The organism is Laspinema olomoucense D3b (assembly GCF_025370785.1).
GTDB classification, from domain to species: Bacteria; Cyanobacteriota; Cyanobacteriia; order Cyanobacteriales; family Laspinemataceae; genus Laspinema; species Laspinema olomoucense.
In genome coordinates, this window is sequence record NZ_JAMXFA010000015.1 from 49,754 (window position 1) to 76,243 (window position 26,490).

Consider the following 26,490-nt stretch of genomic DNA (forward strand, 5'->3'; position numbering starts at 1 on the left):
ATCAGACCCTATAAATAAAACTCAATCGATTAAATCGAACCTATCGTTAATAGATTATGCCCCCCCAAAAGCAAAAGAAAGAACCCAGTGGATGTGGATGTGCCAGCATTCCGTTTTCGGTAATCCTCCTGTTTTTAGGTGGGGGTTATTTTTTATTCACCCAGCGCGAACATTTGCTCAGCCGAGTGATACCCGCAAATTCAAGAGAAAATATTGCCTCACAAATCAGTCGATTTATACCCGAGGATTTACAAGCTAAAATTCCCTTTTTGAATGCGTCTGATTCAGCGGATGCGGAGGAAATCAGTAAGAATTTGCCCGAGGCGACCCCAACTCCGGAACCCACGCCACAACAACCCCGGTTACCGGCAGCCCCAATTTCTAATCCATCTCCCCCCACCCCCACTGCTGAAATTAAACCACCAGCCACTTTACCAAAAAATCCCCCAACCCCTTCCACGCCTAAAAGTCCTTGGGAAAAAAAAGCGATTAGAGGGATTTATTTTAGTCGCTACCAAGTTACCAATAACGCAACAGAAGAAACGATTAGAGCGAGGGTAAGGTATTATCGCGATCGCGGGATTAATACCCTCATTCATGGAGTCTGGGGAAATGCTTGCACCATGTACAAAAGTGCAGTTATGCAGGCTAAATTCGGCTATGAGAGTTGTCCCAATGAGTTTGAGGATAAATGGCTGGATTGGTTAATTGACGAAGCGCATAAACATGACATGGAAGTCCATGCTTATTTTGAAAAAGGCATTAAAATTGATGAAAATAGTCCGGCATTCGATTTAGCCGTTCAGCGGGGGTGGATTGTTCCGGGAGTGGACCGCACTCATCCTGGAGTTGACCATTATGTTTTGAATGTTGGCATTCCGGAAGTTGCAGAATTTTTTACTAATATCTTGGTCGAGTTTGTCACAAAATATCCCAAAATTGATGCGGTACAGTGGGATGATTATTTGGGATATCATGCCGAGTTACCGGGACAAGTCGATCGCACCCTGGAATTAACCAAGTTTGTGAAGAAAGCGATTTCAGCGACAAAAGCCGCCAATCCTACCGTGAGTTTTGATATTTGTCATCATAACCCCTATTGGGCCAAACGCTACTTTGCAGCCGATTGGGAAAACTGGGGAGTGGATCGGGTGTTTATTCAAGTTTATGCCGACGAAAATTTCGCGGAAGAACTCCCTTATGTCGAGGCTTATGATGGTATTTCCATTACCGAACGGCAATTTAATCGCTTAGAAGAATTAGTCATGAATCCCAAAGTTGACAATATTTTGTTATTTCCCCTCTCTGGGAACCCGGAAAAAATGGCCGATGAGGTCAAGCGTTTGACAGCGAAGATTAAGTAGAATAAATCCCCCGCATTTTTTATCACAAATCAATAGGCTTTGAATGTTTGGCTTTTCTTCCTTCTACGGCCATCGATTAGGGTAGCAGTTTTTGAATGAAGGTAATTTTTGTCAGGGTTTACGGGAGTAAGTCAATTCTCAAAACGATTCTGTTTGTTCTTCATAGTCGTAAATGGTCAAACCGAGTATTTTCAGATAGGCGCGATCGTCGGCATTTAACTCGGGCTTATCTAAAATTTTGTTGATTTGGGTTTGCGTAGCTTGATATTCAAGCTCATTGGTGATAGGGCGAGGGGGAAAGGCTGTAATGAGTTCTAAGTAGTAACGGCTAGGATTCTTTAAACCACTCGTCATTTTTCCAGTTCTCCTTACTATATTCTGCATGGGTCAAAACTGACCGAATAAACACCATTCTATACTCGTAGTCAATATAGACGATGAGACGATTGGGTTTACTCGGGATGAATGGGAAGGGAAATCGAAAATTCTGTTCCCTTTCCGGGGATGGAAAAACATTCGAGTGTTCCGCGATGTTTTTCAACGATGATTTGATAGCTGATGGATAAACCTAAGCCGGTTCCGGCGCCGACAGGTTTGGTGGTAAAAAACGGGTCAAATATTCTTTGTCGGACTTGCTCTGTCATGCCGCTACCGTTGTCGGAAATTTTGATTTCAATTTGGTTTATCCCCTGGCGGGTTGTTTGAATGCGGATGTAAGGAGCCGGATTTGTGATAGTTAGGACTGCATCGGATTCGGTGGGTGTAGCCGGTAAGAGGGCATGATTGCGTTTGGAATTGTTATGATGCAGGGGTTGCTCTAAGGCATCGATCGCATTACTCAGCAGGTTCATAAATACTTGATTCAGTTCACCGCCATAGCATTCAACAAGAGGCAAACTTTCATACTCTTTAATAATTTTAATTTCACTCCGTCCTGGTTTAGCCTTGAGGCGGTTTTGGAGAATTAAAAGAGTGCTATCAATGCCTTCATGGAGGTTAACTGCTTTCATTTGAGATTCGTCTAACCGGGAAAAGTTTCTTAAAGAGAGAACAATTTCGCGGATGCGGTTGGCTCCGACTTTCATGGAGGATAAAAGTTTGGGAAGGTCATCAATTATAAATTCTAAATCGATTTCTTCTATGACCTCTTGGATTTCGGGGACGGGTTCTGCATAGTGGGTTTGATATAACTCTAATAAATGGAGTAAATTATGGATATATTCGTTGGCGGGTTCGATATTTCCATAGATGAAGCTAACGGGATTATTAATTTCGTGGGCGACTCCCGCTACCATTTGACCGAGGCTGGACATTTTTTCTGTTTGGATGAGTTGGGTTTGAGTTTTTTGCAGTTCTCGTAAGGTTTGTTGGAGTTGTTGGGCTTTTTCTCGGGCATGGCGGGCGGAGTCGGTGGCGCGGGTGTATAGTTCGGCTTGGGAAATGGCGATCGCCACTTGATTAGCGATCGCTTTGAGGAGTAACAGTTCGCGATCGCTCCAGGGGCGAGGTCCCCGACAGTGACCACAACTGACTAAGCCAATTTCCCCATTTAGGGTTTGAATGGGTAACGCCACAAATGCTTCATAACCCCATGCCGCTTGTAATTTCTGGTAGTCGGGATTCTGGGATTGCCTCACATCGTCTACCTTAATGGTTTCCCGATTCAACAATTGAGCCATTAAGGAACTTTCTCTCTCCGTGGGATAGTACCCTAAGAGGCTAGTTAAGTCCGGGGTGTGAGATTCTTTGACCACTTCCCAGCAGGGGGAAAAGGTGGGGCTTGCGCCATTGTGAGAACCGTTGTTATTTGCCAACCCTTGGGGACGATACCAGATAAATAAACAGCGATCGACTTGCAACAAGGACCGGATTTCACTCACAGCAGTTTCCAGAATGGTATCGATTTCTAGGGAGTTCCGGATTTGGTCCGTGAGTCGGTTAATTAAAGCTTCTTGTTTGGCAAGTTTCCGATAGCGTAATTCCGATTTGCGTAATTGCGCCTCAGCTTGTTTGCGATCGGTGATATCGCTGGCAATGCCGTCGATCCGCAGGGGATTGCCGTCGCGATCGCGCACTAAGCGGGTACGTTGCCGTAACCAGCGAACCTCTCCCGAGGGTCTCACAATCCGATATTCCACATCTGTCATCCCAGTTTCCAGACTACTTTGAAAAGCCAGATCCACCACGGACCGATCCTGGGGATAAATCACTTCCTGCCAAAGATTGAAGTTTTCAAAAAATGCTAAAGAAGGTCTTTGGTATATCGTTTCCACTGCCGGACTCAAATAGAGCACTTCTGAGCGGGTTCCGGAAATGGACCAAACCACATCATCAATGGACTGTAATATGCCGTTGAGCCGTTCTTGGCTTTGATGTAATGCCTCCGCGACTAACTTCCGTTCCAGGGATTCCCGTTGCAATTGTTCCAATGCTTGCCTTAACTCAAAGGTCCGATTTTGGACCCGTGTTTCTAATTCATCATTGGCTTGTTGTAGGGCTTCCTCCATCCGTTTGCGTTCCGTGATGTCGGCAATGGTTCCCACATAATCGCTGCTGTTGCAGTCTTTGTCGCCTTGGCAAACCGCTTGGCCCCAAACCCATCGTTCCATCCCATTTTCATCTAAAAACCGAAACTCAGATTGGAAGGGTAATTGCTCTTTTACAGACAGATTCCACTCCTGGATCACCCGCTCGCGATCGCTCGGATGAATCGCCTCAAACCAATCTCCTGTTTTAGCTTGGTTTTCCGTGAGTCCGGTAATTTGAGATAGGCGCTCATTCAGATATAAAAATTGACCTTTTTGACTCATTCGGAAGATTCCCACCGGGGAAATCGATGCCAAAGTATGATAGCGATATTCGCTTTCTCGTAGGGCAGCTTCGGCTCGTTTTCGCTCGCGAATATCCTGCGCTAAACAGACGATCGCCTGAATAGGACCCCCTTCTTCTCGCATCACAGAGGCGGAAAAATACACCGGAATAGTCTCCCCATTTTTACTTACAAACTCCACTTCTTTCCGACCAATTAAGCTATTGGCTATTCCAGCTTGAGTTGCTAATTCATCATAGGTAATCTGGTCTTTTAATAGGTTACTAATAGATACTCCTAACAGTTCTTTATCTTCTTCATAGCCTAGTAAAAACAAAGTAGCAAAATTAAAATCGCGAATTGTTCCGTCTGGGTTTAAGACAATTAAAGCATCAATCAGGGATTTAAAAATATTATCAACATAATGCTTGGAGACCGTTTTTTTAGTGAGTTCCTCTGCCATGCTATTGAAGGCATCGGCTAAAATGCCAATTTCGCTGCTACTGTTGATACGAACGCGCACATCTAACTTGCCTTGTCCGATGGCGATCGCTGCATTTTTGAGTTTAATAATCGGTTTAGCAATATTTTCCGCCAGCAGCAGTCCCAAGCTAAGGGCTAAAAGGCCAATTAAAATAATTAAAATTAGGTTAATTAAGTTGGTTTCATTGGTTTGATTTATAATAGATTTTTTTTCTTGTTGCAGCTCATAAATAGATTGAGAAGTTTGCTGGTTTATTTTTTTAACAAAAATATCCTCTATTTCTTCCAAGTCTTGATAAATCGTAGAAATAGGAAAATCGGTATTTTGAGATTTTAATTTAATAATTTCTTGAGCAATTCGGTCAACCTCTTGGGTAAGTTGCCGCACCTCTTCTAAAAACTCGCGCTCCTCTCCGCTGTCCGGGGTTAGCTGGTCTAATTGAGCGAGCCAGGTTTGGAGAGTTTCATAGGCTTCTTTATATTCCGTTGATTCTCCCTCTACGAAACTAGGGGGATTGTTCCGCTTTTCGCCCAACTCCTCTAATTCTGATTGGAATAAAGCGTATGAGGTGACTTCAGTTATCATCCGCAAAGAAGTTATTTTGATTTCCTCTAGGGCAACAAGTCTAGGGACTTTATGGGTAGAAATTACCTCGATCCTTTTGCTGATGTTTTGGTTTGAACTGACATGAATAATGCCCAGGAGACCAACAACGGCTGTTAACCCCAAAAAACTGGAAACCAATTTTGTTTGTAACTTCATCTTTTTTTGAACGAGAAATAAAAATAGAGGGAAATATACGAACCCTTAATCTAGAAATTAGGGCGAGGAATGAATGGACCTAAGTGGGGTCATGAATCGAGCCGATCGAGGCAGGCGATCGCTGCGGGACCTCCCCCAGTAGACTTACCGGCAAGGCACTTTTAGAGATCAACCCAGGTATCGCAGAACCCAGATACAGCTTGGCGATCGCCTCTCCTCTCCCTTGGTTTTGATGCCGAAGAACTCCTCCCTCCATTCAGGAGAACCCCCTGGGAACCTGAAAACGGGTTCATTCACACTCCCTGACTCAGAAGGGGAGAGGCGGTTGGTGCTACCCTATTCTAAGAGTTCCCGTTTGACCTGTTGGTTTGACTAGAATGTTTTTATTTATTTCCAAGCTGCTTCCCGTCTTCATTTACCCCCTCGGACTCAGTTGCTTATTGATGTTGGTTGCATTAGTAACCTTATGGAGACGTCCGAAATGGGCATCGGTGCCGATCGCCTCCGCATTGGTAATATTGCTCCTAAGCAGTAATGGATGGGTTGCCAACGGCATCGCGCAATCCCTGGAATGGCAGAATTTACCCTCGGGAGAACTCCCCAATGCAGCAGCAATTGTTGTATTAGGCGGCGGCATCAAACCCGCGATTTACCCCCGTCCCAGCGTCGATGTCAGTGAAGCGGGCGATCGCGTCCTTTATGGGGCCCAACTCTACAAGCAGGGAAAAGCACCTCTAGTCATTCTCTCCGGGGGCCGCATTGAATGGAAAGGCGGAGGACCCCCAGAAGCAGACGATATGGCTCAAATTGTAGCAGCAACCGGAGTCCCAAACTCAGCGATTCTCCTGGAACCCAATTCCCTGAATACATACCAGAATGCGGTGGAAGTCCGGAAACTCCTAGAAGCCAAAAATATTGAAAAGCGCGTATTACTCGTCACCTCCGCCACCCATATGCCGCGATCGCTGCGCATCTTCAAACGTCAAGGCATCGATGCCATTCCTGCACCCACGGATTTCCTCGTCTCGCAACAGGAACTCGACGAACTCTCCGAATCCTGGCAATCCGTGACCCTGAACATTCTCCCCGATGCCTATCGCCTCCAACAAACGACCCAATCTCTCAAAGAATATATTGGCACAATCATCTATCGCCTCAGAGGTTGGCTGTAAGGCGGGCAATTCTCCCGATTTGCGGAAATTGGCCCCCCTGCTGGTCCTCAGAGGCAGATGCTAGAATCAAAAGGAATTGTCCTAGAGCATCGGTACAATTTTAGAGTCCAGGGACAAAAAACTGAGTTTCTAGCCCAAAATCAGTTATGAATTGCCAAAAATTTTGTACAGAAACCCGGTTTCTAACCCAGGAAGTACCGACGCCCTAGAGCATCGGGATTGAGCTTAGAAAGCGGGTTGTTTTATAAAATTCAGGCATTTTTTGTAGCCCCGTCGAACAGAAATTTCGTTTTTAGTCCCTGGGATTAAATATTAACCCAAAAGCCCTGGGGCGATAAAAAAAGATTTAGGTAATAATAATTATGATGCTTCCCAACGAGTTTCCCCAAATTGCGCCCATTCCCCAAGATGTGGCGGAAAATTTAGAATCGGCGCAAGTCACTCGCCAATTTTATCACGAACTAGAATATCGTCAAGCCTTTGACGGGTATTGCCAATGGTACTACCAAACCGCAGAATGTCACCGCAAAGAGTTGCAAAAAATGCGGGGTGATATTAATATTCTAGGCTGGTTTACCCGCCGAAAATAACAGGGAAACGGTTAAATTAGCAATTAGCGGTCTTGCTAATTGCTAATCAGTCAGCGGAGTTTACACCGAGTTAGTTGAGCTTTTATTCAAGGGCTTCTATCTCATCTTCGCGGAAATGGGCTTTAAACTTTTTGTCAAATTGAACGTAGACAGGCAGGTTAGCACTAACGGGTCTCCCCTGCCATTCGGTAACAATGCCTATGACTTCGCCTTCGTGACCCTGGACATCATAGGGTTGATTGCGATGTTCTGGACTGTGGTAAACGATAACCGACTTTGTGATGCGGACGCGATCGCCAACTTTCATAGAGCTCTCAAATTCTAGTGTTCTCTTCTCTTACCGACTGCAAAGTGCAGGGTTTCAGTATCTTATCAAACAGCGTTTCCCTTTGGTCCTTGGTCTTATGTCGTTGGTCGTTGGTCTTATGTCATTGGAGATGGGGGGTTTATTCTTGTTGTTGGAAGATTCTTTCGCGCAGTTGGGTGAGTCCTCCTGAGTCGATTTGCCACCAGGCGGCAAAACCTACGGCGGCGCTAATGAGGGTGACGCCAACTAGGAGGGCGATGGTTTGGGGGAGAGTTAAGCCGGTGCGATCGCCCTTGGATTGGCGGCGACGACCCGGGGATGGGTCTTCCTCTTCATAAAGGAGGGCTTTGGACGCATCGGAAAGCTCATCCTCAGATAATCCCGTAGGGGGGAGTTGATTGGGGTCGAACAGGACCAGTTTTTCTGGGGAAATGCGGCAATAGGAGAGCACCACCGAAACGTTATCGTGACCGTTCTTTTCATTGGCGAGGTCCACCCACCATTGGGCCGCTGTTTCTACGGAAATTGCCCCGCTAAACAGATCCTGGGCGCACTCAAACCAAAATTGCTCCACGCGATCATTATCGCTCAATCCGTCTGAACACAGGAGCAGCAACCCATCTTCTTCCAGTAGAAACCGCTGAATCTGGGGGCGCAGTAAGTCCCCTTCTCGGGTTCCTAGGGCTTGGGTGAGCGCCCCACCATCTCGGCGGCGGATGGCTTGGGAATAAGGGGCGCGACCGAGGCGGACCTCTCGGGAGGCGACGTCATCATCTACGGTAAGTTGTTGGCAATAGTTGGGAGTAATCCAGTAGGCGCGACTGTCGCCAATATGAATAACATAGAGTTCATGGGCGTTGGCAAATTCTTGACCACTGGGGGTGGTGACTTTTTGGGGCAGTTGCAGGGTCATGACTAGGGTGGTCCCCATGCGCTGTCGCAGAGCCCGTCCTTGTTTGTCATTTTGGGCGGCGATCGTGTTGTTGACGACGCGCAGAATAGCTTCTAATTGTTCGCTGACGACTTCAGGCATGGCGAGGCCCGGTTCTTCAGCGATTTCCCGCATGAGGGCTTGAATGGGCAGTTTGAGGGCTTGGACGGCCAGTTGACTGGCGACTTCCCCGCCTTCATGTCCTCCGACGCCATCGCAGACAATGGCTAAATGATTAAGCAGGGGATGGGTATGGGGTTTATCGATTTGGGCGATGTCGTTGAGGGTGGGGTAGCAGGAATCTTCGTTATGGTGGCGATTGGGTCCTGAGTCGCTGACTCCGGCGACGCGCACACGCAGGGGTAATTGGGCAGTGAGTTCGAGGAGGAGTTGGTTGACTTGAGGGGCGACTGCCTGTATTTCGGCATTGGGACGGCGCATTTGTTTGCCAATCTCTTGGAGGCGATCGCCCACTGGGGCAGCCACTTTTCCCGCCCAAGTTAACCAGTGATATCCTAAATCTTGTAAATCCGGTTGGGTAATTAAACTGGCATCGCCATAAAGTTCGCGTAACCAGACGCGCGAACCCTGGACCCGGATATTATCGGCTTTGAGTAAACTGGAGGCGACGCCCAATTCTCGTAAGGGTGTCCAGAGTTGCAGAATTTGCCATAACCAATAGACTTGGCGGACTGGGGGAGTTTGGGACCAGAGTTCCAACATTCCCGGATAGAGGGTGGCGGTTTTGCTATCAATGGGGACATTCTCCAGTAATAACAAATTGGCGGCGTTGGGTCCTTCCCCGAGGGGACAAAACCCATAGACCTCGGGAATATGAAGGCGATGGGGATATAATTTAAGGTAGCTCAGAATCGCCTCGGGTAATGTCTCTGGAACGAAAGGGGCCAAGGCGGGTTGAGTATCGAGCCAAATTTGGGGACTGACTACGCGGTAGCGATCGCCGATGATCTCGCCGATGGGATACCGGGCTGCTGCGGAACCCACCGCCCACAAGTAGCGATACAGCAAGGGGGTTTGACAAGCATCACAGAACCGATTTCCTACGGGGTTTTCGGGCTGGGTACAGGTTGGATTTGGACAATAGAGTGGCTCAGAACTGCTCATAATCTCTGCGTGCAATGACAGTATGAAAAGAAGTCGATCGTTCCTGGCGATCGGTCCAAAGCCAGCCTACACTGGTTGTAGCTACTCCAAACAGCCTCGACAGTTACAGTGCCGCCAGTCGGGGAACGCCAATGGCGAGATTGATGGGATTGGATGGACCAAGGGTCCTGGATTGGCGAGGAAGACGCCATTCATTTTATCCCGAACCCCGTCAAATCGGCGATCGCGACCGGAACACAATCTCGTAATCTATCTTAACCTTGGAAGAAGACGCTATGGCACTTGACCCCATCTCTGCCATTCTCCTGTTTTTCAGCCAGCTTAATCCGGCGGTTTTATGGTTAGCAGTTGGCATCATTCTCTGTGGGATGGAACTGGTTCTCCCCACTGCCTTTGTGGAGTTTTTGCCCGGAGTCAGCGCCTTAATTGTGGCGGGACTCTCTTTATTTATCCCGAATTTTTTCATTCAGGTGGTGTTATGGGTGGGACTCTCTGCTGCCTTTATTGTGCTGTCTAGGCGGTTTTTGTCCCAGCAAAAAATTCCCCGGTCCCTCGCGGAGGCACAGGAGGCGCAAACCTTAACCGCAATTCCTCCAGGAGAGGCGGGACGGGTGATCTACGATGGGAACTCGTGGCGGGCTAAATGTTCAGATCCCGAACAGGCGATCGCCCCCCATCAACCTGTGTTCGTTGTCGGACGCCAAGGGAATACTTTGATTGTCATTCCGGAGCATCTTTTACAGTCATAAATTCAGCGCAAAGGCACAGGCTGAGATTTTCAATTTAACCTGTAGCAATCCGTCCGCACTATTTAGAGGAGAGTGCTTGATTTTATCTTTAATTTTGCCCCTTGTTTGATGTTTTAAATTTGAGCCAGCTTCAACTTTAACTAGGAGGTTTACGGTGGAACAATTCATCTTTATTATATTTTTGGCCCTCGGGGGTTCTGCCCTAGCGGGTAGCGTCAAAATTATCAATCAAGGAAATGAAGCCTTGGTTGAAACCTTGGGGAAATATAACGGCAGAAAACTAGAACCGGGACTACGATTACTCACCCCATTTCTGGACAAAATCGTTTACAAAGGAACGATTCGGGAAAAAGTATTAGACATTCCACCGCAACAATGTATTACTCGGGATAATGTTTCGATTAGTGTCGATGCGGTGGTTTACTGGCGGATTATGGACATGGAAAAAGCCTACTATAAAGTAGAAAATCTCCAGTCTGCAATGGTCAACCTAGTTTTAACTCAAATTCGGGCAGAAATGGGTAAACTAGAACTCGATGAAACCTTTACCGCCCGGTCCGAAATTAACGAGATTTTATTGCGAGAATTGGATATTTCGACAGACCCTTGGGGGGTGAAAGTCACCCGGGTAGAATTGCGGGATATCGTCCCCTCCAAAGCGGTGCAAGAGTCGATGGAGTTGCAAATGGCAGCGGAACGTCGTAAACGGGCCGCAATTTTAACTTCTGAAGGGGAAAAGGATGCATCGGTTAATAATGCCCGAGGCAAGGCAGAGGCGCACGTTTTAGATGCGGAAGCTCGTCAAAAAGCAGTCATTCTCGATGCAGAAGCGCAACAAAAAACAATTGTTTTGAAAGCTCAAGCGGTACGCCAAGAGCAAGTTTTGAAAGCTCAAGCAACCGCAGAAGCCCTGCAAATTATTGCAAAAACCCTCAAAACTGACCCAGATGCCCGGGAAGCTTTACAGTTTTTAGTCGCTCAACAATATATGGAAATGGGGTTAAAAATTGGGGCGAGTGACAGCAGTAAAGTGATGTTTATGGACCCGCGCACCATTCCTGCCACTTTGGAAGGAATGCGATCGATTGTTAGCGAACAAGAACGGTAAGGTTAGAGGGAATAGTTTTGAAAAATAACCCCTGAAGGGGTTACTACGAACAAAGAAGTTAAATTTACAATGTTTGTAGTAACCCCTTCAGGGGTTTTCCCCAAGAATTTAACTTAAACTCCGCCATTTTGTTGCAATACATGACACTTAGTGCACAGACCAAAAAACTCTAAGGTGTGGTAAAATATCTTAAATCGGTGAGCCTTTTGTAGTTCCACTTCTAACTGATGAACCGGACATTCATCGAGGGGAATTGATATCCCACATTGTAAACAAGTCAGGTGGTGCCGGTCCTGCTTTAGGCAGCTATAAAGGGACTCTCCATTTGCCAAGGTCCGCACCTGGACCACCCCTTCCAACTTCAACGCTTCCAAGGCGCGATAGACGGTGGCAAGACTAACGCTTTGGTTGCGATGGCGCAACTCAACATAAATATCCTGCGCTGAAATGGAATCGTTGAGGGTTTTGAGGAAATTGAGAATGCGTTCTTGAGACCGGGTGCGTTTGACTGTCATGATTAGATTAACATCGGTATGGGTTCGTCTGGTCTACATTTCTGAAGTTAGACGAGGTTGAGGGTTTATCCAAGCTTAGGATGCCGGTTCACAATGAGATAGAGAGGACAGGAAACCAGGTTTTTGGACCAGATTTGTTGCTAATGAGCAGAGATTTTCTAAAAAACCCGGGTTTGTAACCTGTACTATACTGACGTCCTCGGGTGTCAGTTTGGGGATTAAAATAAAAGATGCTGTGGCATCTAATGGCATTATCACCAGAAGTTAGGGCGGATTGTTGTGACTTTAAAGAAATATCAGGCTCATATCTATGTTACTCTGCGGCCTTCAGTTTTGGATCCGGCAGGAACTGCTGTGGAGTCGGGACTGCAAAAAATGGGCGATCGCAATGTGGAAGGGGTCCGCATTGGCAAATATGTGGAATTGACGATTACTTCGGAATCCCCTGAAGCAGCAACGAAGCAACTCGATCGCATCTGTGACCAACTTTTAGCCAATCCGGTGATTGAAAACTATCGGTTTGAGTTAGTGGAAGTAGCAACCATGATGAAGGCGGGGGCATAATACGGTGAAATTTGGAGTTGTAGTGTTTCCGGGTTCAAATTGCGATCGCGATGTGGCGTATGTCACCCAAGGATTACTCCACTGTCCCACCCGGTTAATCTGGCATCAGGAAACAGATATTTCAGATTTGGACGTGGTGGTGTTACCCGGAGGGTTCAGCTATGGGGATTATTTGCGCTGTGGGGCGATCGCGCAATTTTCCCCCGTCATGCCGGAAATCATCAAACACGCCGAACAGGGTAAATTAGTCCTGGGAATTTGTAATGGGTTCCAAGTCTTAACCGAAGCGGGACTACTCCCGGGGGCCTTAATTAGAAATCGCGACTTGCACTTTATCTGCGATCGCGTCCCGATGAAGGTGGAAAATACCCGTCTGCCTTGGACTTCTCAATACCAATCCGGGGAAATCATCAACCTGCCGATCGCCCACGGGGAGGGCCGCTACTATGCCGATGCGGATACCCTCGCCCAACTGGAAGACAATGGACAGGTGGTATTTCGCTATTGCAGTCCCCAAGGGGAAAGTAACCCGGAGAGTAATCCCAATGGGTCCTTAAATCAGATTGCCGGAATCTGTAATTCCCGAGGGAATGTCCTGGGGATGATGCCTCATCCTGAACGGGCATCGGACCCCATTTTAGGCGATACCGATGGCATGAAATTGTTTGAAAGTGTGTTATCTGCTGCGATCGCTGGAGTCCGATAACGCTTTGGAGTGAACTAAGGGGTTCTCCGAGCCCTCCCCTGTGTCTTGGGGAGGGTTGGGTGGGGTCTAGCCATTCAGCAACCCAACGACCTTTGATACCCGGATTGGCTTGAAATCCTCATGGGGTAAAGGATTAAACCTTTGAAAATTCCGGGGGACTGGACCCCACCCTAACCCTCCCCAAGAATCAGGGGAGGGAACCGGAAGTGTCTTAAAATTAGAGACTCGATTTTTGTCACTTGGATCTCAATCCTATACTGATGCTTTCAATTAGAATAACAATTCCCCGAATCGTACCAATGGAAATGGGATCTCAATTGCGATAAGCTAGGATTGAATTTCCCTCAGACAGGAATGGGGAAGGGGGTGCATTTGGACCGGGCGAAAAAATAGGATTGTAAACGTCATTTTTACGGGAAACCGCATTCACAACAGATTAAATCGTGAAACAAATCCAGGGAAACCCAGTTGTTCAGACGAAAGAATGGAGGGAGAACGTGAGGTCACCTAAATTAATGGGATGGCTGTTAGGGTTGTGTGTGATGATAACACCTCAGTTAGCTGTGGGACAATCTATTGAAGAACTCTCGCAACAAGGCAATACTGCATTTACGGCGGGAAACTATGCCCAAGCGGAACAGATTTGGCGTCAGGTTGTCCAAAATGATGCGAATAATCCAGCAGCCCATGTCTGGTTAGGGTTATCTTTATTTTATCAGGATAAGGTGGATGAGGCGATCGCGCAATATCAACAAGCGTTGGCATTGGACCCGAATAATGCGAGTGCGTATAATAATTTGGGGAATGCCCTCACCGATCGCCAAAAACCGGAGGAGGCGATCGCCGCCTATCAGCAAGCGTTACGCCTGAATCCAGATCAAGGGCAGACTTATTTTAATCTAGGGGTTGCCCTAACTGCGGTGAAGCGAGGGGATGAGGCAATTGCGGCGTATCGTCGCGCAGTCGCACTTGATCCCAATGATGCAGAAGCGCACGTAAAAATTGCGAATTTGCTGGTTCGGCAGAATAAGTTAGACGAGGCAGTCGCTGCGTATCGGATGGCGATCGGACTCAATGCCAATGATGCGCAGGCATATCTGAATTTAGGGTTAGCGTTAGCGAGTCAGGATAAAGTAGAGGAGGCAGTCGCCGCCTATCGCCAAGCGTTAGATATCAATCCCAATCTCGCCGAAGTGCATAATAATTTGGGCGTGATGTTGCGACGACAGAATAAGTTAGAGGAAGCGATTGCAGCGTATGAACGAGCGATCGCCATCTCACCGAATCTAGCTACAGCGTATAATGGGTTAGCTGGAGTATATCGCGAACAGGGCAACCTAGACGAGGCAATTGCCACTTATCGCCGTGCTTTAGCCTTACCGGATCGACCCGCAAATCCAGCCAGTGCGCATACTTTGGCGCATAATGGATTGGGACTAACTCTGCAAGAACAAGGCAACCTTGCGGAGGCGATCGAGCAATTCCAACGGGCGATCGAACTCTCCCCCAATTACGCCCCCGCGCAATACAATCTCACTCAAGCCCAACAAGCAAATTAATTCACCCTAGGGACGCGGCATTCCCGCGTCCTTTTGAACAGGTGAGATTTCCCTACTTTAATTAAAATTGGTCAACCTTCCCTGATGAGGGGAAGCTATCTTATCAAGTCCGGTTAATTTTATCAGAATTCCTGGCGGTGGTGTTTTCCGGACTTGAATTTTTAGGCGATCGCATCCTGAATCGGCACGACTTTCCGAGTTCCTGCTGCCTTCACCAACGCCTGAAAAATCCGCTGATGAGAAATATCCTCCGGGGACAATTCAGGATGCCACTGGACGGCGATCGCAAAGGAACAGTGCTGATGTTCCACTGCCTCAATCACATAATCCCCCACCGACTCCGCCACCACCCGCCAACCCGGGGCTAAATTTCTCACTGCTTGATGATGCCAGGATACCACCTCAATCTCGGATTTCCCAATAATTGCACCGAAGCGACTGCTTGAGAGAATTTTCACGGGATGCTTTGCGGGATAAAGATGCCCCGGTGCCGGGACTAAGCGATGTTGAACCTCCATCCCGTACTCATCGGGAACATGAGTCACCAAAGTTCCCCCACAGGCAACGATCGCCACCTCCATGCCGCGACAAATCCCCAAAAACGGCACATCTTTTTCCAAGCACAACCGCGCTAATGTGAGTTCAAATTCATCCCGTTCTGAGTCAATATTATAAATACAAGGATGAGACGAACCCTGATAGGCACTCGGGTCAATATCCCCACCCCCCGATAAAATTAATCCGTCTATCCGTTCCAAAACTTCAGCGGGATTGGGTTCTCCCGGTGGCAGGAGTACCGGCATTCCACCTGCCGCGCGGACTGCATCAACGTAAGTCGCAGCGAGGGAAAAAGCGCTGGTCCCGTTTCTGCCATAAGTGCTAATGCCAATTAGAGGTGCTTTCAGAGATTTAGTCATAACAGGAAAGTAGCAACGTAGGAGGGTAGGAAAGATTCTCCTTTTATCTTCAACGTTTTAAGTAAAAAAGCAGTATAAAAAATTGCAGTTTAATTAAATAGGATAGAGCGTCCATTCTCGCCCTCGCGGCCCTCTTGCCACTCCTTAAAATCCGGTTAATCTCCTATTTTCAACCCAGGGGTTGAGGAGAGACATTGATTTAAGGGTCGTAGGCGAGAAGATCAACCGGCGATAGTTGATTCGTCTCTTCTTGTAGTGTACCCAGGAAAAAGCAAGCGATCGCCATCATGCAGAAAAAAATCAAATCCCCTTGATGGGCTTCTTTGCATTGGCATTGAACCAGCAATTTTAATGTTAAAATTGCTATGATATCGCCTTGCCCACTCCGTTGAAGTAGAGATTGTCTGAAGTGCCAGCATCTTGCTTGCGGTGGAGTTTTTCCCTGGGTACAGCCAGTTTTGCAGCAGGTTTGGTAAACTTAAAAGAGGCGATCGCCTTGCTCATCTGGTACCGTCAACCTCTAGGGATAACAACACAGAAAACAGTGGAAAGCGTAACCGATTCAGCACCCCTTAGTCCTAGTCTGCATCCCAGGGACCTGTCATGGCCGTTTTGGTGGGCGATGCCACTGTACCCTTATGGCAGAAGACGCACCCTCTGTCAAGAAGTGGTCAAAGATACCCTCTGGACTTTTGAGCAGATTCAAGGCATTCTTTATGTCGTGGTTCCCATTCGCATGACGGTGGTCAAATTGGAACGGGGGGGATTATTGGTTTATGCACCCATCGCCCCCACTCCGGAATGTGTGAGGCAAGTTCAGGCATTAGAGTTTCAACATGGTCCGGTTAAATATATTATCCTGCCCACGGTTTCCGGACTGGAACATAAGGTATTTGTCGGTCCATTTGCGCGGCGGTTTCCCCTGGCGCAAGTGTTTGTAGCGCCGTCTCAGTGGAGTTTTCCCCTCAATTTGCCCTTGAGTTGGTTAGGGTTACCGCAACGACGCACCCAAGTGTTACCCCATGATAGTAGCAAAGTCCCCTTTGCTGATGAATTTGATTATGAAATTCTGGGTCCGATTGATTTAGGATTGGGACGATTTGGGGAAGTAGCCTTTTTCCACCGATCATCGCGATCGCTATTAGTCACCGATTCTGTTGTTTCTATCCCCGAAGAACCCCCGGCAGTCGTGCAACTTGACCCTTATCCCCTGCTGTTTCATGCCCGGGATAATGCTGCCGATGTGCGACAAGATACTCCCGCTAATCGTCGCCAAGGATGGCAGCGTATATGTCTATTTGCATTTTACTTCCAGCCTAGCACATTAAATACCCTGAAACTCAGACAAGCGTTTCAGATGGCGCGACAGGTTAGCGATCGCTCCAAAAAAGCCTATTTTGGCATCTTCCCTTTCGACTGGCAACCGGACTGGAAACAATCTTTTGACCTCCTGCGCGCCGATGGGCGACTCTTTGTCGCCCCGATCCTCCAAACCTTGATTCTCAACCGTGCCCCCCAAGAAACTCTCACTTGGGCCGATACCGTTGCCCGCTGGCAGTTTGAACGAATTGTTCCCTGTCACTTAGACTCGCCCATTGCCGTCGGTCCCCAAGAGTTTCGGCAGGCATTTAATTTTTTGGAACAGCCGTCCGAGGGAAGTAACGACAGAATGGGCGAGAATTCATCTTTGAGCGATCGCGACTTTGCCACCTTGCGAACCATCGAGGAACTCCTCGATCACTGGCGAATTACACCCCCTCGTCAGCAGAATCCCTCTATTCAAAGCTGAAATGGCCAGCCGTCCCTGTCATCTATCTCAAGAGAGAGTTCCCCTAAAGCGCCGGAATTCTTAAGGTGCGATCGCCAAAAAATCTGCTTCTGACCCTATGGATCAAAAAACTTCATGAAGAATTGTAAAATTTTTAATACACTTTAGAGGGACAACAAAACAGCCAGAGGACCGTCTCATGCTAGAGTTATATCAATTTGAACTGTCGCAATACAGCGAGAAAGTCAGGCTCATCCTGGATTACAAAGGATTAGAGTACCGCAAAGTGGAAGTCACCCCAGGGGTCGGGCAAATCGAAGTTTACCAACTTTCCGGGCAATCCCAAGTCCCCATTCTCAAAGATGGGAGTACCGTGATTGCCGATTCCACCAAAATCGCCAAATATTTAGACGAAAAATATCCCGATCGCCCCATTATTCCCACCGATCCCAAAGCACGAGGATTGTGCCTGATGATGGAAGAATGGGCAGACGAATCCATTGGCACCAAAAGCCGAGTCGTCCTCTTCCAAGGAATCAGTCAGGATCAAAGTTTCCGCAGTGCCCTGCTGCCATCGAGTACCCCCGATTTCCTCAGAAATCTGATTGAAGCAGTGCCATCGGACCTCCTCCGAACCCTCGGTTCCGGTCTCGGGGCCTCCTCTGATGCGGTAAAATCCGCTCAAGACGCTATCAAGCAGGATTTAGAAGCCCTCTGCCTGATTTTGGAAGATCGTCCCTATTTAACCGGCAATCAGCCCACCCTGGCCGATTTAGCCGTGGCTGGATTATCCCTCCTACTCAAATTCCCTGCCGGACCTTATCTGGATATTCCGGAAAAATTGCGAGGCAAAGGCGTGATGGGAATTGCAGACAATCCCCTGTATGAACCCTTTTTCACCTGGCGCGATCGCCTTTACGCGGAATTCCGCAAACCCTTACCCTACGCCCCGGCTACTCCTATTGGTACAGGTCAAAAACCCACCTCCATTGAGATAGAATAAGCCATAACTCGGCTCAAAAAAGTATGTATGCTTTCAAAGCATACATACTTTTTTTGTGGCTTTTTAGGGGAGGCTCCATAAATTCTGTGCTATTTTTTTTTAAGGATGAACCATAAACTAACCTTGACGAGACTAAATAATGTAGAATTTTTCATCAAGGTGTTGAAATAGCAGCATTTCCTTTCCCTTTCCCTTTATAAAAATTGCCTTATGAATCCCGATCGCCCACTAGGTTCTGTTATCCAAGGTTCTCTGAGTAAAGGTTTAGAAGTCAAATTACATCCCGATGTCTCCGTCGAAGAGATGCGAGTCGGAAAATTTTTAGTCGTCCGAGGCGTGCGATCGCATTTCTTCTGTTTACTCACCGATGTCTGTTTAGGAACCACCAACGACCGCATTTCCATGAATCCTCCCCACCCGGAAGATACCTTCATGCAGGAAGTGCTTGCAGGCAGCAGCACCTATGGAAAAATTGAACTCTCCCCCATGTTAATGCTCACCCCAGAAGCAGACGAAGGGGGATGGAGTCCTAATTCCCTGCTTAAAACCTCCGCCAATAACGGACTTAAAACCAACGGATTGGCCTCTTATCAAGCCAATACCACCGGAGAAATGCAGTTAAGGCCGGTTAAAACCATTCCCAGTCACTTTTCCCAAGTTCACGACGCCAGCGAGAGGGATTTCCGCCTTGTTTTTGGCTGGGAAGATGACCCCCATCGCCGCAACTTTGCGATCGGTCAACCCCTAGATATGGAAGTTCCCGTTTGCATCGACCTCGATCGCTTTGTCGAACGCAGTAACGGCGTTTTTGGCAAATCCGGAACCGGCAAATCTTTCCTCACCCGCCTCCTCCTCTCCGGCATCATCCGCAAACAAGCTGCCGTGAATCTCATCTTTGATATGCACTCGGAATATGGCTGGGAAGCTGCCACAGAAGGCAAAAAATTCAGTACCGTCAAAGGCTTAAGGCAACTGTTTCCCAACGAAGTCGAAGTTTATACCCTTGACCCCGAATCCACCCGTAGACGAGGTGTCCGCGATGCTCAAGAATTGTATCTCGCCTATGACCAAATCGAAGTCGAAGATATCCGGTTAGTCTCACGAGAGTTAAATCTATCCGAAGCCAGTATCGAAAATGCGATTATTCTGCGCAATGAATTTGGCACCACTTGGATTACCCAACTCCTAGCCATGAGCAATGAAGACATCCAAATGTTTTGCGATGAAAAGCGCGGGAATAAAGCCTCAATTATGGCATTACAGCGCAAACTCGGACTGTTAGACGAACTCAAATATATTCGGAATAGCTGCCCCCAAAATTACGTTAAGCAGATTTTGGACAAACTGAATGCCGGTAAACATTTAGTCATTGAGTTTGGGTCACAGTCGAATATGCTGTCTTATATGTTGGTGACAAATGTCCTGAGTCGGCGGATTCATCGTGCTTATGTGGAAAAATCCGAGATTTTTTTACAAACCAAAAACCCCAGCGATCGGCCCCGACAATTAGTAATTACCATCGAAGAAGCCCACCGTTTCCTCGATAGCGCCACCGTTCGCCAAACCATCTTCGGCACGATCGCCCGCGAAATGCGGAAATACTTTGTCACCCTCCTCGTAGTGGATCAACGGCCCTCGGGAATTGATAACGAAGTCATGTCCCAAATCGGCACCCGCATCACCGCCTTACTCAATGATGAAAAAGACATTGATGCCATTTTCACCGGCGTTTCTGGGGGACAAAATTTAAAATCCGTTCTCTCCAAGCTAGATTCCAAGCAACAAGCCCTCGTCCTCGGTCATGCCGTTCCCATGCCCGTCGTCGTCCAAACTCGTGCTTATGATGCCAAATTCTATCAAGAAGTCGGCGATATGGATTGGGAAGGCATGGAAACCGACTTACTATTAACTGCTGCCGAATCAGCTAAATTGGATTTAGGGTTTTAGCACCCCAAGGGTTGAAAATTCAAGTCGTGAGGATCTGGAGTTTTTTCACTCCCTTTGGTCTTGCATCTACTGTACCGATGATTTATCCCTGTTCTGTCAAACCCGCTTGAAAGCCTGATCCCTCGTTGCCTGAAACGACGCTAAATCGTTCAAATCCGACGAGAGAGCTTTCCTATGTTGTCATTGACAAAAACCCAAGCGATGGGTTAAACTTGATTAAACTGAGATATTGCACCTGACGCAAGCATCCACAGATTAATCAATTATTTTTAAAATTTCTACTTATATAGAAATTTTATGCCCAAAATCTTCACGGATTCGCAACAGAATCTGAATGTCTATATTTACACCAACGATCACGATCCAGCCCATGTTCATGTTTTTCTCGGTACAAAACGTGAGCGTAAACCGGATATTAAAATTGCGATTGGCTCTGAAACTGAGCGACCGAGGATTATCATGAAACATCCAAGTATTGCTAATAAAGATGCAGTCGCTGCATTAAAGCTTGTGGCAAAACATCAAGAGCAGTTTTTAGAGGAGTGGTATAAATATCATGACTAAACCTTGGACAAAACAGTGGGAGTTTGATTTCACCGAAGAAGCCTTAGCTGAGGAATTAAAACACGCTGAAAATGCCGCGCTCGCCGCTGCGGAAAAGGGTCCTTGTGCTGAGAAAGTCTCCTACAATGTTGAAGAACATTTAATCACAATTCATCTGACCAATGGCGCGACTTTCTCCTTTCCCCCTGATTTAGCTCAAGGCTTAAGGGGAGCCAACCCAGAGCAACTCAGGGATGTTTGGCTGGATGCTGATGGCTTAAGCGTACATTGGGAAAGCCTTGATGCTGATTTTAGCGTCTTAGGACTATTACATGGCATTTTTGGCACCCGAAAATGGATGTCTGAATTAGGACGCCAAGGCGGAAAAATATCAACCGAAGCCAAACGGGAAGCAGCCCGTAAAAATGGGAAAAAAGGGGGACGACCTAAAGGTTCTAAATCATCCGCATCTCCTTCGTCCTAGGATATTAAGCCGAGCGGAAGTAAGGGAGCCAGATTAATTCCTTAGCCCTACAGCATCGCTTTGGTATGGGTTAGAAAGCGGGTTTCTTGTCCTATGGATTGAATCACTGTACCGCTGCACTAGGGGCCACTTAACCTATAAATGTTGTGCATTGAATCGCCGAGGGGATGACCCCCATTGGCAAACGCCCGATCGCCAGGATCTGTTAAGTTTTGCGATCGCTGGGCTGTAAGTTCTGGACTCTGGGCTCGATCCGGTCTACACTGATTCTTATAAGTTTGCTTGTCACTCCTCAATTTCACCGCTGTATTTAAAACAGTCAAACCGGGCATTTTTGTCGTGTTTTGGCAATCCTAACTCAATTAGAACTGTCCAATCAATCAGTTACGGCGATTTCACCCGGTTTAGAATGACTCATCTTCCTACAGAGGGATAGGCACTGGCCTGCTGCCTGTTTAGTATGGAAATTAAGGCGATCCCGAAGATTGTAAACAATTATAAACCAATTCGGTAATCCAGGAATGGGGTGCTGGATCTACTCAGTAGGAAATATCAATTCTTTTCTTTTCTCAAAAAAAATCATCGATTTAAAATTTCAGTATTTAGGGGGAAATGTAGGGTGCTTAATAAAATTTTTGGCTCGACTATTTCAGAAACTCAGCAGAACCCATCGACCCAAACCCTAGGGGTTCAATGCCTATCTGCATTGAATATGTGGGCTGCTGGCAGCGTTTGTACGTTAGTGGCTACAGCTTATTCCCTCTTTGGCGGAGGAAATCTTGCTGCAGTAGCCAACCCGGTAGCAGTGACAGAACAATCCGGTCCTTCTGCTACTTGGGTTGCGGATGCGGCGACGGTGACGAGAACCCACAATTTACCCGATGGGGTTTATCTCTATGGTGAATCCTCTGAACCGGACCAACTGGGACGAGCTTATCTGATTTTTGAGGTGCGTTCTGCTCAACTGATTGGTGCATTTTATATGCCCAGTTCATCCTTTGATTGCTTATACGGTACGGTGGAACCGCAACAGTTAGCCCTGACGATTGTGGATACTTACGAGAATAGTGAGTATTCTTACGCAGTGGGAATTGAACATTCTCCGATCGCCTCTGCTCAGAATCCAGCCCGAGATAATATCGTGCGCTTAGAAGGATTGCAATCTATCTCCACGGTTAGCGAGAATGATCAGCGGATTTTGAATGTCTGCAAAGAAAATTATCAGGAAAAAGTTTGGCCCCAATAATCTTCGGGAAGCAAAAAAACTGACACCCGATGGGGTGTCGTTACCGGAACTATGCTCTGCCTCCAGGCACAACCGTTCAAATAGCGGTTTCAAAGCCCGCTGGGTTGGATTATCGTGGGATTAATATTCAATCCCCGGTTGAGCTTTAACGCCTTGTTCCCGGAACGGATGCTTGATGAGAGTCATTTCGGTTACTAAGTCAGCGCGTTCGATCAGGGGTGCCGGTGCGCCTCTGCCGGTGAGGATAACATGAGACTCGTGGGGTTTTTGCTCTAAACCGGCGAGAACCTCCTCCACAGGCAGATAACCCAGCTTAAGTGCGACATTAATTTCATCCAGCAGCACCAGTTTATAGTCTGGGTTGGTGATAAAACTTAAGGCTTTTTCCCAAGCTTGACGGGCTTTTTGAATGTCCCGATCGCGGTCCTGGGTTTCCCAGGTGAATCCTTCCCCCATCGCGTGGAATTCCAGGAGATCGCTAAAGTGGCTTAAAATTTCCTTTTCTGCCGGTTCCCAAGCGCCCTTGATAAACTGAACGATCGCCACCCGGAATCCATGTCCGAGGGATCTCAACACCATCCCTAACGCCGCAGTGGTTTTTCCCTTGCCATTCCCGGTATTGACCACAATTAATCCCTTCTCAACCGACGCCAGGGCCACCCGTTGTTCTTGGACCTCCTTGCGGCGCTGCATCTTTTGTTGATACTGACTGTCACTCAACGAAGAGGAGAGGCGATCGCCCCGAGTCTCTCCCCCGGCTAAATTTTCCCCAGGCACTAAATTAGCTTTGGTTTCCATTGCTCATTGCTCCCTTGACTACCCCTCTTGCAGACTTGAGGAAACTCCCTCACCGGGTTACTCACCCGGACCCACGCTCCTCATTCATTAAAATGATGCAAGAAGTTTAATCTCTAGGGTAGATCCCTATGGGGAGATTTCATCGGAAGATTTCTAGTTGAAGCCCCTGATCTAAGGGCTCCACTGTATCATTCTCGGATTTCTGAGGTGGAAACATGGAGAAATGACGTTGAGTTTTTCTAAGATTAAGAATAGGTTAAAGGATGTAACTTAAAAAATAAACAGGTTAAACGGGGCTCAGAGGTTTAGACCTCTATCCCAGGATAACCCCTCACCAACGGCCCAGAAGAACACCCACCTGGATCCGCTTGGGTCAAAGCTGCTAATTGTTGATTCCGGAGGAAGCTATGACAGACAAATCGGATTTTCTCTATCCGCGCAGTCGATACTATGGTAAGTTTTCGCCTGAAAACTTGGCCTTTGATGCAAATTTACAGGAATTTGCTCAAAAAGTGAACTACATCTGTGGTTTGGAAACCGGCGGCAAAATCTCCCCGGATCAAGCCTACGAAGACATTAAGGGCCTCTGGAAACAGCTTAAAAAATCCAAAAAAGAGCTAGGGATCGGAGAACCCCCGATCCAACCGGAGTAAGACTGCCTGAGTGAAACAGAGGAATTGAGAATTAAATGTTAAAGAGTTAAAAAGTATTAATGATTAACAATTAATTCTTGATTCAGGTTTCCCTGACCCTGACTTGGGCAGGCATGGAGTCCCCAAACCCGATAAACTGACTTCATCCGTTTGAAGGGGTGATTGATTGTCCATGTTGCCGGTTAAACAAGCAGAAGAAGTCATCTTAGGGTTAGTGCAACCGATGGATCTGGTTCAGGATCAGGAACAGGTTGAGTTGTTATCCGCCCGGGGGCGAGTGTTGGCAGAATCCGTGGTGGGAACCTTAGATTTTCCCCACTGGGATAACTCCGCAATGGATGGATATGCAGTGCGCTACGAAGATGTCGCGGAAGTTCGTGGCGATCGCCCCATCCAATTGGAAATCATCGAAGAAATTCCTGCCGGGAAACCCCCCCAGAAAACCATTAACAAGGGACAAGCAGCCCGAATTTTCACCGGGTCCATGATGCCACCGGGTGCGGATACGGTGACAATTCAGGAAGACACCCAGCGGAAAGGCGATCGCGTGGAAATCTTATCTGCCCCCTCGCAACGGGGAGAATGGGTGCGCTATCAGGGTTCCTTTTACCAATCGGGAACTCCCCTCCTATCCCCAGGAATCGTCTTGAGTGCGCCAGATATTGCGGTTCTTGCCACGGCACAGATTACCCAAGTGCCGGTGTATCGCCGTTGTCAAATCGCTATCTTATCCACAGGGGATGAGTTAGTTGCTCCAGGCCAACCCTTAAAACCGGGACAACTGGTAGACTCCAATCAATATGCTTTAGCCGCTGCTGTCAGTGCCGCCGGGGGGGAACCCTTGTTGATGGGAATTGTGGGAGATCAACCCGAGGCACTGCAAAAGGCGATCGCCCATGCCTTAACGGTTGCCGATATTGTCCTGTCTACCGGCGGCGTCTCCGTTGGCGACTATGATTACGTCGAACAAATTCTTACCCAATTAAAGGGAACAATCCACATCAAAAAGGTGGGGATTAGACCGGGGAAACCCTTAACTGTTGCCAGTTTCCCTCGGGAAGAGTCTACCCACTCAGTCCTTTATTTTGGTTTGCCGGGAAATCCCGTTTCCGCCTTAGTCACCTTTTGGCGCTTCGTACAACCGGCTATGCGGAAATTCGCGGGATGGAAGCAGGGATGGGAACCTCAGTTTTTAACAGCGCGATCGCAGCAAGAATTACGCGGAGGAGGACCCCGAGAAATCTATCTCTGGGGGAAAATCCACTGCATCGATGGCATTTACGAATTTGAACCCGCAGGCGGCAGTCACAGTTCAGGAAATTTGATTAATCTAGCCCAAACTACGGCCCTAGCGGTGATTCCGGTAGGAGTCACCACCATAGCACCCGGTGACTCTATCCAAGTTCTACCTATCAACAGTTAAGGCGGTTTGGGACAGACAACAGGCGGGGGTTCCAACCCCCTGATCATAGCTAAAGTCGGTTAAAACCGACTTTAGCAACAACCTGTATTTGTTCGCTCTATTGTTCGTAGTAACGACTTCAGTCGTTCCCTCCCCCATAAAAAAACCGATCGCCCTATTCCTCGTATTCATAAACCCGAGGGCGTACTTTAACCGAAGTGCGCTTTTTCAAAGGGACTGCTAGAGGTTCCATTCCCACGCCTAGCTGTTTACCCGGTTCAATCGCTTGGAGTCCATCGAGAACCGCATCACGAACCAGGGGTTCAGTTTCCCGGGACAACAGCAGGCGAAAATAGTCAGCGATCGCCCGTCGTTCAGCAAGGGGGGTCATGGGTAGGGATTTAGTAATTTGTCGAACCGCAATCAGACGCTTGAGGGGGTCCGAATCGGTCAAATTCATCACCCTGGCATTGAGGTGAGTTGTCTGCGAACTCACTTGACGATTTAGCGCTTGCCAAACCAGTAATATTAAAGTTGCGAAGGTCATGATTCCCTGGGCGATCGCCGCTGTTGCTAACCAGGGACTGGGGGATTCCAGCCAGATCGAGACTGCCATGTAACTTCCTAGGGTGGCAAGTCCTCCTGTCCCCACAGCGATCGCCACCTGACGGTTTGCACCGCCAAGAGACTGATTCAAGCGCGATCGCACCTGATGCCAGTTCCATCCTTGGATCATGTAAGTCGCCAACATCACCAGGACCCCGGCCCCTGTTGCGACTAAGAGTTTCCAGTTCCAAATCAGCAAGGCGATCGTCACCGTCCCCCCCAACAGCCAAGTGCCGTTTAAGCGGATTCGCATCGGTGCGCCAGTTTTGTCAACAAAGCCCTGCTTCAGTAGAGGGGATGCCCTCCATAACTCGTTGACCCGTTGTTGCCACTGCGATAACCCCTTTGCCACGTTATTTTACCTATTTCGTCTGAGTC

The 26,490-nt window shown here is 47.7% G+C and carries 28 protein-coding genes; 17 read left to right on the top strand and 11 right to left on the bottom strand.

Annotated elements, in window-relative coordinates; all coding sequences use genetic code 11:
* The first annotated feature begins 56 nt into the window (after positions 1-56).
* The gene (locus tag NG792_RS12990) at positions 57-1,364 is read left to right on the top strand and encodes a family 10 glycosylhydrolase (RefSeq protein WP_261235671.1); all 1,308 of its coding nucleotides are present in this window, start codon (positions 57-59) and stop codon (positions 1,362-1,364) included.
* 138 nt (positions 1,365-1,502) lie between these two features.
* On the opposite strand, the gene NG792_RS12995 is transcribed toward NG792_RS12990, so the two are convergent.
* From NG792_RS12995 to NG792_RS13010, 4 genes are all read right to left on the bottom strand, one after another.
* Positions 1,503-1,718, bottom strand: a complete 216-nt coding sequence (locus tag NG792_RS12995; RefSeq protein WP_261197064.1) for a transcriptional regulator — start codon at positions 1,716-1,718, stop codon at positions 1,503-1,505.
* A complete protein-coding gene (locus NG792_RS13000) occupies positions 1,693-1,905 on the bottom strand; it encodes a type II toxin-antitoxin system HigB family toxin (RefSeq protein ID WP_261235672.1) in 213 nt (70 codons plus the stop codon). Before NG792_RS13000 ends, NG792_RS12995 begins: the two co-directional genes overlap by 26 nt.
* Positions 1,817-5,242, bottom strand: coding sequence for a PAS domain S-box protein (locus NG792_RS13005; protein ID WP_261235673.1), 3,426 nt, complete (start codon positions 5,240-5,242; stop codon positions 1,817-1,819). The genes NG792_RS13000 and NG792_RS13005 overlap by 89 nt, the downstream gene beginning before the upstream one ends.
* Before the next feature lie 256 nt (positions 5,243-5,498).
* On the bottom strand, positions 5,499-5,675 hold the full coding sequence (locus NG792_RS13010; protein WP_261197056.1) for a hypothetical protein: 177 nt from the start codon (positions 5,673-5,675) through the stop codon (positions 5,499-5,501).
* 121 nt (positions 5,676-5,796) lie between these two features.
* Between NG792_RS13010 and NG792_RS13015 the strand changes: the two genes are divergently transcribed.
* Both NG792_RS13015 and NG792_RS13020 read left to right on the top strand, forming a co-directional pair.
* A complete protein-coding gene (locus NG792_RS13015) occupies positions 5,797-6,591 on the top strand; it encodes a YdcF family protein (RefSeq protein WP_261197055.1) in 795 nt (264 codons plus the stop codon).
* A gap of 362 nt (positions 6,592-6,953) precedes the next feature.
* Positions 6,954-7,181: a hypothetical protein gene (locus NG792_RS13020; RefSeq protein ID WP_261197053.1), complete on the top strand. Its 228-nt coding sequence runs from the start codon at positions 6,954-6,956 to the stop codon at positions 7,179-7,181.
* Between the two features lie 82 nt (positions 7,182-7,263).
* Here NG792_RS13020 and NG792_RS13025 read toward each other — a convergent pair whose 3' ends face one another.
* A complete protein-coding gene (locus NG792_RS13025; protein WP_261197051.1) occupies positions 7,264-7,488 on the bottom strand; it encodes a ferredoxin-thioredoxin reductase variable chain in 225 nt (74 codons plus the stop codon).
* A 139-nt stretch (positions 7,489-7,627) separates the two neighbouring features.
* Complete coding sequence (locus NG792_RS13030; RefSeq protein WP_261235674.1) at positions 7,628-9,544, bottom strand: protein phosphatase 2C domain-containing protein; 1,917 nt, start codon at positions 9,542-9,544, stop codon at positions 7,628-7,630.
* A 22-nt stretch (positions 9,545-9,566) separates the two neighbouring features.
* Between NG792_RS13030 and NG792_RS13035 the strand changes: the two genes are divergently transcribed.
* The 3 genes from NG792_RS13035 to NG792_RS13045 all read left to right on the top strand — a co-directional run bounded on the left by NG792_RS13035 (position 9,567) and on the right by NG792_RS13045 (position 11,401).
* Positions 9,567-9,830 carry a hypothetical protein gene (locus NG792_RS13035; protein WP_261197049.1) on the top strand — a complete coding sequence of 88 codons (264 nt, stop codon included), beginning with the start codon at positions 9,567-9,569 and terminating at the stop codon, positions 9,828-9,830.
* Positions 9,820-10,293, top strand: coding sequence for an NfeD family protein (locus NG792_RS13040; protein WP_261197048.1), 474 nt, complete (start codon positions 9,820-9,822; stop codon positions 10,291-10,293). Before NG792_RS13035 ends, NG792_RS13040 begins: the two co-directional genes overlap by 11 nt.
* 154 nt (positions 10,294-10,447) lie before the next feature.
* Positions 10,448-11,401 (top strand): SPFH domain-containing protein, encoded by a 954-nt coding sequence (locus NG792_RS13045; RefSeq protein ID WP_261197047.1) that lies wholly within the window; start codon positions 10,448-10,450, stop codon positions 11,399-11,401.
* A 113-nt stretch (positions 11,402-11,514) separates the two neighbouring features.
* Here NG792_RS13045 and NG792_RS13050 read toward each other — a convergent pair whose 3' ends face one another.
* A complete protein-coding gene (locus tag NG792_RS13050) occupies positions 11,515-11,916 on the bottom strand; it encodes a Fur family transcriptional regulator (RefSeq protein WP_261197046.1) in 402 nt (133 codons plus the stop codon).
* Positions 11,917-12,195: 279 nt separating this feature from the next.
* Between NG792_RS13050 and purS the strand changes: the two genes are divergently transcribed.
* From purS to NG792_RS13065, 3 genes are all read left to right on the top strand, one after another.
* Positions 12,196-12,480: a phosphoribosylformylglycinamidine synthase subunit PurS gene (gene purS, locus NG792_RS13055; RefSeq protein WP_015150774.1), complete on the top strand. Its 285-nt coding sequence runs from the start codon at positions 12,196-12,198 to the stop codon at positions 12,478-12,480.
* 4 nt (positions 12,481-12,484) lie between these two features.
* Positions 12,485-13,186, top strand: a complete 702-nt coding sequence (gene purQ, locus NG792_RS13060) for a phosphoribosylformylglycinamidine synthase subunit PurQ (protein ID WP_261197045.1) — start codon at positions 12,485-12,487, stop codon at positions 13,184-13,186.
* A 542-nt stretch (positions 13,187-13,728) separates the two neighbouring features.
* On the top strand, positions 13,729-14,745 hold the full coding sequence (locus tag NG792_RS13065) for a tetratricopeptide repeat protein (protein WP_261235675.1): 1,017 nt from the start codon (positions 13,729-13,731) through the stop codon (positions 14,743-14,745).
* A gap of 161 nt (positions 14,746-14,906) precedes the next feature.
* Here NG792_RS13065 and NG792_RS13070 read toward each other — a convergent pair whose 3' ends face one another.
* Entirely contained in the window at positions 14,907-15,662 is a 756-nt protein-coding gene (locus tag NG792_RS13070; protein WP_261197041.1) for a gamma-glutamyl-gamma-aminobutyrate hydrolase family protein, read from the bottom strand.
* 199 nt (positions 15,663-15,861) lie between these two features.
* Positions 15,862-16,008: a hypothetical protein gene (locus NG792_RS13075; protein WP_261197039.1), complete on the bottom strand. Its 147-nt coding sequence runs from the start codon at positions 16,006-16,008 to the stop codon at positions 15,862-15,864.
* Positions 16,009-16,284: 276 nt separating this feature from the next.
* Between NG792_RS13075 and NG792_RS13080 the strand changes: the two genes are divergently transcribed.
* From NG792_RS13080 to NG792_RS13105, 6 genes are all read left to right on the top strand, one after another.
* The gene (locus NG792_RS13080; RefSeq protein WP_261197283.1) at positions 16,285-17,451 is read left to right on the top strand and encodes a DUF4336 domain-containing protein; all 1,167 of its coding nucleotides are present in this window, start codon (positions 16,285-16,287) and stop codon (positions 17,449-17,451) included.
* A 178-nt stretch (positions 17,452-17,629) separates the two neighbouring features.
* Positions 17,630-18,433, top strand: coding sequence for a glutathione S-transferase family protein (locus NG792_RS13085; RefSeq protein WP_261197037.1), 804 nt, complete (start codon positions 17,630-17,632; stop codon positions 18,431-18,433).
* A 210-nt stretch (positions 18,434-18,643) separates the two neighbouring features.
* Positions 18,644-20,380: a helicase HerA domain-containing protein gene (locus NG792_RS13090; RefSeq protein WP_261235676.1), complete on the top strand. Its 1,737-nt coding sequence runs from the start codon at positions 18,644-18,646 to the stop codon at positions 20,378-20,380.
* A 297-nt stretch (positions 20,381-20,677) separates the two neighbouring features.
* Positions 20,678-20,944 (top strand): DUF4160 domain-containing protein, encoded by a 267-nt coding sequence (locus tag NG792_RS13095; RefSeq protein WP_261235677.1) that lies wholly within the window; start codon positions 20,678-20,680, stop codon positions 20,942-20,944.
* Complete coding sequence (locus tag NG792_RS13100) at positions 20,937-21,407, top strand: DUF2442 domain-containing protein (RefSeq protein ID WP_261235678.1); 471 nt, start codon at positions 20,937-20,939, stop codon at positions 21,405-21,407. The genes NG792_RS13095 and NG792_RS13100 overlap by 8 nt, the downstream gene beginning before the upstream one ends.
* A 619-nt stretch (positions 21,408-22,026) precedes the next feature.
* Positions 22,027-22,653 carry a hypothetical protein gene (locus NG792_RS13105; RefSeq protein ID WP_261197030.1) on the top strand — a complete coding sequence of 209 codons (627 nt, stop codon included), beginning with the start codon at positions 22,027-22,029 and terminating at the stop codon, positions 22,651-22,653.
* Between the two features lie 120 nt (positions 22,654-22,773).
* Here the strand turns inward: NG792_RS13105 and cobO are convergent, their stop codons facing one another.
* On the bottom strand, positions 22,774-23,451 hold the full coding sequence (cobO, locus tag NG792_RS13110; RefSeq protein ID WP_261235679.1) for a cob(I)yrinic acid a,c-diamide adenosyltransferase: 678 nt from the start codon (positions 23,449-23,451) through the stop codon (positions 22,774-22,776).
* A gap of 407 nt (positions 23,452-23,858) precedes the next feature.
* Between cobO and NG792_RS13115 the strand changes: the two genes are divergently transcribed.
* The gene (locus NG792_RS13115; protein WP_261197026.1) at positions 23,859-24,104 is read left to right on the top strand and encodes a DUF7219 family protein; all 246 of its coding nucleotides are present in this window, start codon (positions 23,859-23,861) and stop codon (positions 24,102-24,104) included.
* Positions 24,105-24,276: 172 nt separating this feature from the next.
* Positions 24,277-25,527, top strand: coding sequence for a molybdopterin molybdotransferase MoeA (locus NG792_RS13120; RefSeq protein ID WP_261235680.1), 1,251 nt, complete (start codon positions 24,277-24,279; stop codon positions 25,525-25,527).
* 154 nt (positions 25,528-25,681) lie between these two features.
* Here NG792_RS13120 and NG792_RS13125 read toward each other — a convergent pair whose 3' ends face one another.
* The gene (locus tag NG792_RS13125; RefSeq protein WP_261235681.1) at positions 25,682-26,464 is read right to left on the bottom strand and encodes a hypothetical protein; all 783 of its coding nucleotides are present in this window, start codon (positions 26,462-26,464) and stop codon (positions 25,682-25,684) included.
* Between the last annotated feature and the right edge of the window lie 26 nt (positions 26,465-26,490).

Coding starts and splice junctions, on each gene's coding strand:
- NG792_RS12990 (WP_261235671.1), top strand. CDS start 57: ATGCCCCCCCAAAAGCAAAAGAAAGAACCCAGTGGATGTGGATGTGCC.
- NG792_RS12995 (WP_261197064.1), bottom strand. CDS start 1,718: ATGACGAGTGGTTTAAAGAATCCTAGCCGTTACTACTTAGAACTCATT.
- NG792_RS13005 (WP_261235673.1), bottom strand. CDS start 5,242: ATGATAACTGAAGTCACCTCATACGCTTTATTCCAATCAGAATTAGAG.
- NG792_RS13010 (WP_261197056.1), bottom strand. CDS start 5,675: ATGGAGGGAGGAGTTCTTCGGCATCAAAACCAAGGGAGAGGAGAGGCG.
- NG792_RS13015 (WP_261197055.1), top strand. CDS start 5,797: ATGTTTTTATTTATTTCCAAGCTGCTTCCCGTCTTCATTTACCCCCTC.
- NG792_RS13020 (WP_261197053.1), top strand. CDS start 6,954: ATGATGCTTCCCAACGAGTTTCCCCAAATTGCGCCCATTCCCCAAGAT.
- NG792_RS13025 (WP_261197051.1), bottom strand. CDS start 7,488: ATGAAAGTTGGCGATCGCGTCCGCATCACAAAGTCGGTTATCGTTTAC.
- NG792_RS13030 (WP_261235674.1), bottom strand. CDS start 9,544: ATGAGCAGTTCTGAGCCACTCTATTGTCCAAATCCAACCTGTACCCAG.
- NG792_RS13035 (WP_261197049.1), top strand. CDS start 9,567: ATGAAAAGAAGTCGATCGTTCCTGGCGATCGGTCCAAAGCCAGCCTAC.
- NG792_RS13040 (WP_261197048.1), top strand. CDS start 9,820: ATGGCACTTGACCCCATCTCTGCCATTCTCCTGTTTTTCAGCCAGCTT.
- NG792_RS13050 (WP_261197046.1), bottom strand. CDS start 11,916: ATGACAGTCAAACGCACCCGGTCTCAAGAACGCATTCTCAATTTCCTC.
- NG792_RS13065 (WP_261235675.1), top strand. CDS start 13,729: ATGATAACACCTCAGTTAGCTGTGGGACAATCTATTGAAGAACTCTCG.
- NG792_RS13070 (WP_261197041.1), bottom strand. CDS start 15,662: ATGACTAAATCTCTGAAAGCACCTCTAATTGGCATTAGCACTTATGGC.
- NG792_RS13080 (WP_261197283.1), top strand. CDS start 16,285: ATGCCACTGTACCCTTATGGCAGAAGACGCACCCTCTGTCAAGAAGTG.
- NG792_RS13085 (WP_261197037.1), top strand. CDS start 17,630: ATGCTAGAGTTATATCAATTTGAACTGTCGCAATACAGCGAGAAAGTC.
- NG792_RS13090 (WP_261235676.1), top strand. CDS start 18,644: ATGAATCCCGATCGCCCACTAGGTTCTGTTATCCAAGGTTCTCTGAGT.
- NG792_RS13095 (WP_261235677.1), top strand. CDS start 20,678: ATGCCCAAAATCTTCACGGATTCGCAACAGAATCTGAATGTCTATATT.
- NG792_RS13100 (WP_261235678.1), top strand. CDS start 20,937: ATGACTAAACCTTGGACAAAACAGTGGGAGTTTGATTTCACCGAAGAA.
- cobO (WP_261235679.1), bottom strand. CDS start 23,451: ATGGAAACCAAAGCTAATTTAGTGCCTGGGGAAAATTTAGCCGGGGGA.
- NG792_RS13115 (WP_261197026.1), top strand. CDS start 23,859: ATGACAGACAAATCGGATTTTCTCTATCCGCGCAGTCGATACTATGGT.
- NG792_RS13120 (WP_261235680.1), top strand. CDS start 24,277: ATGTTGCCGGTTAAACAAGCAGAAGAAGTCATCTTAGGGTTAGTGCAA.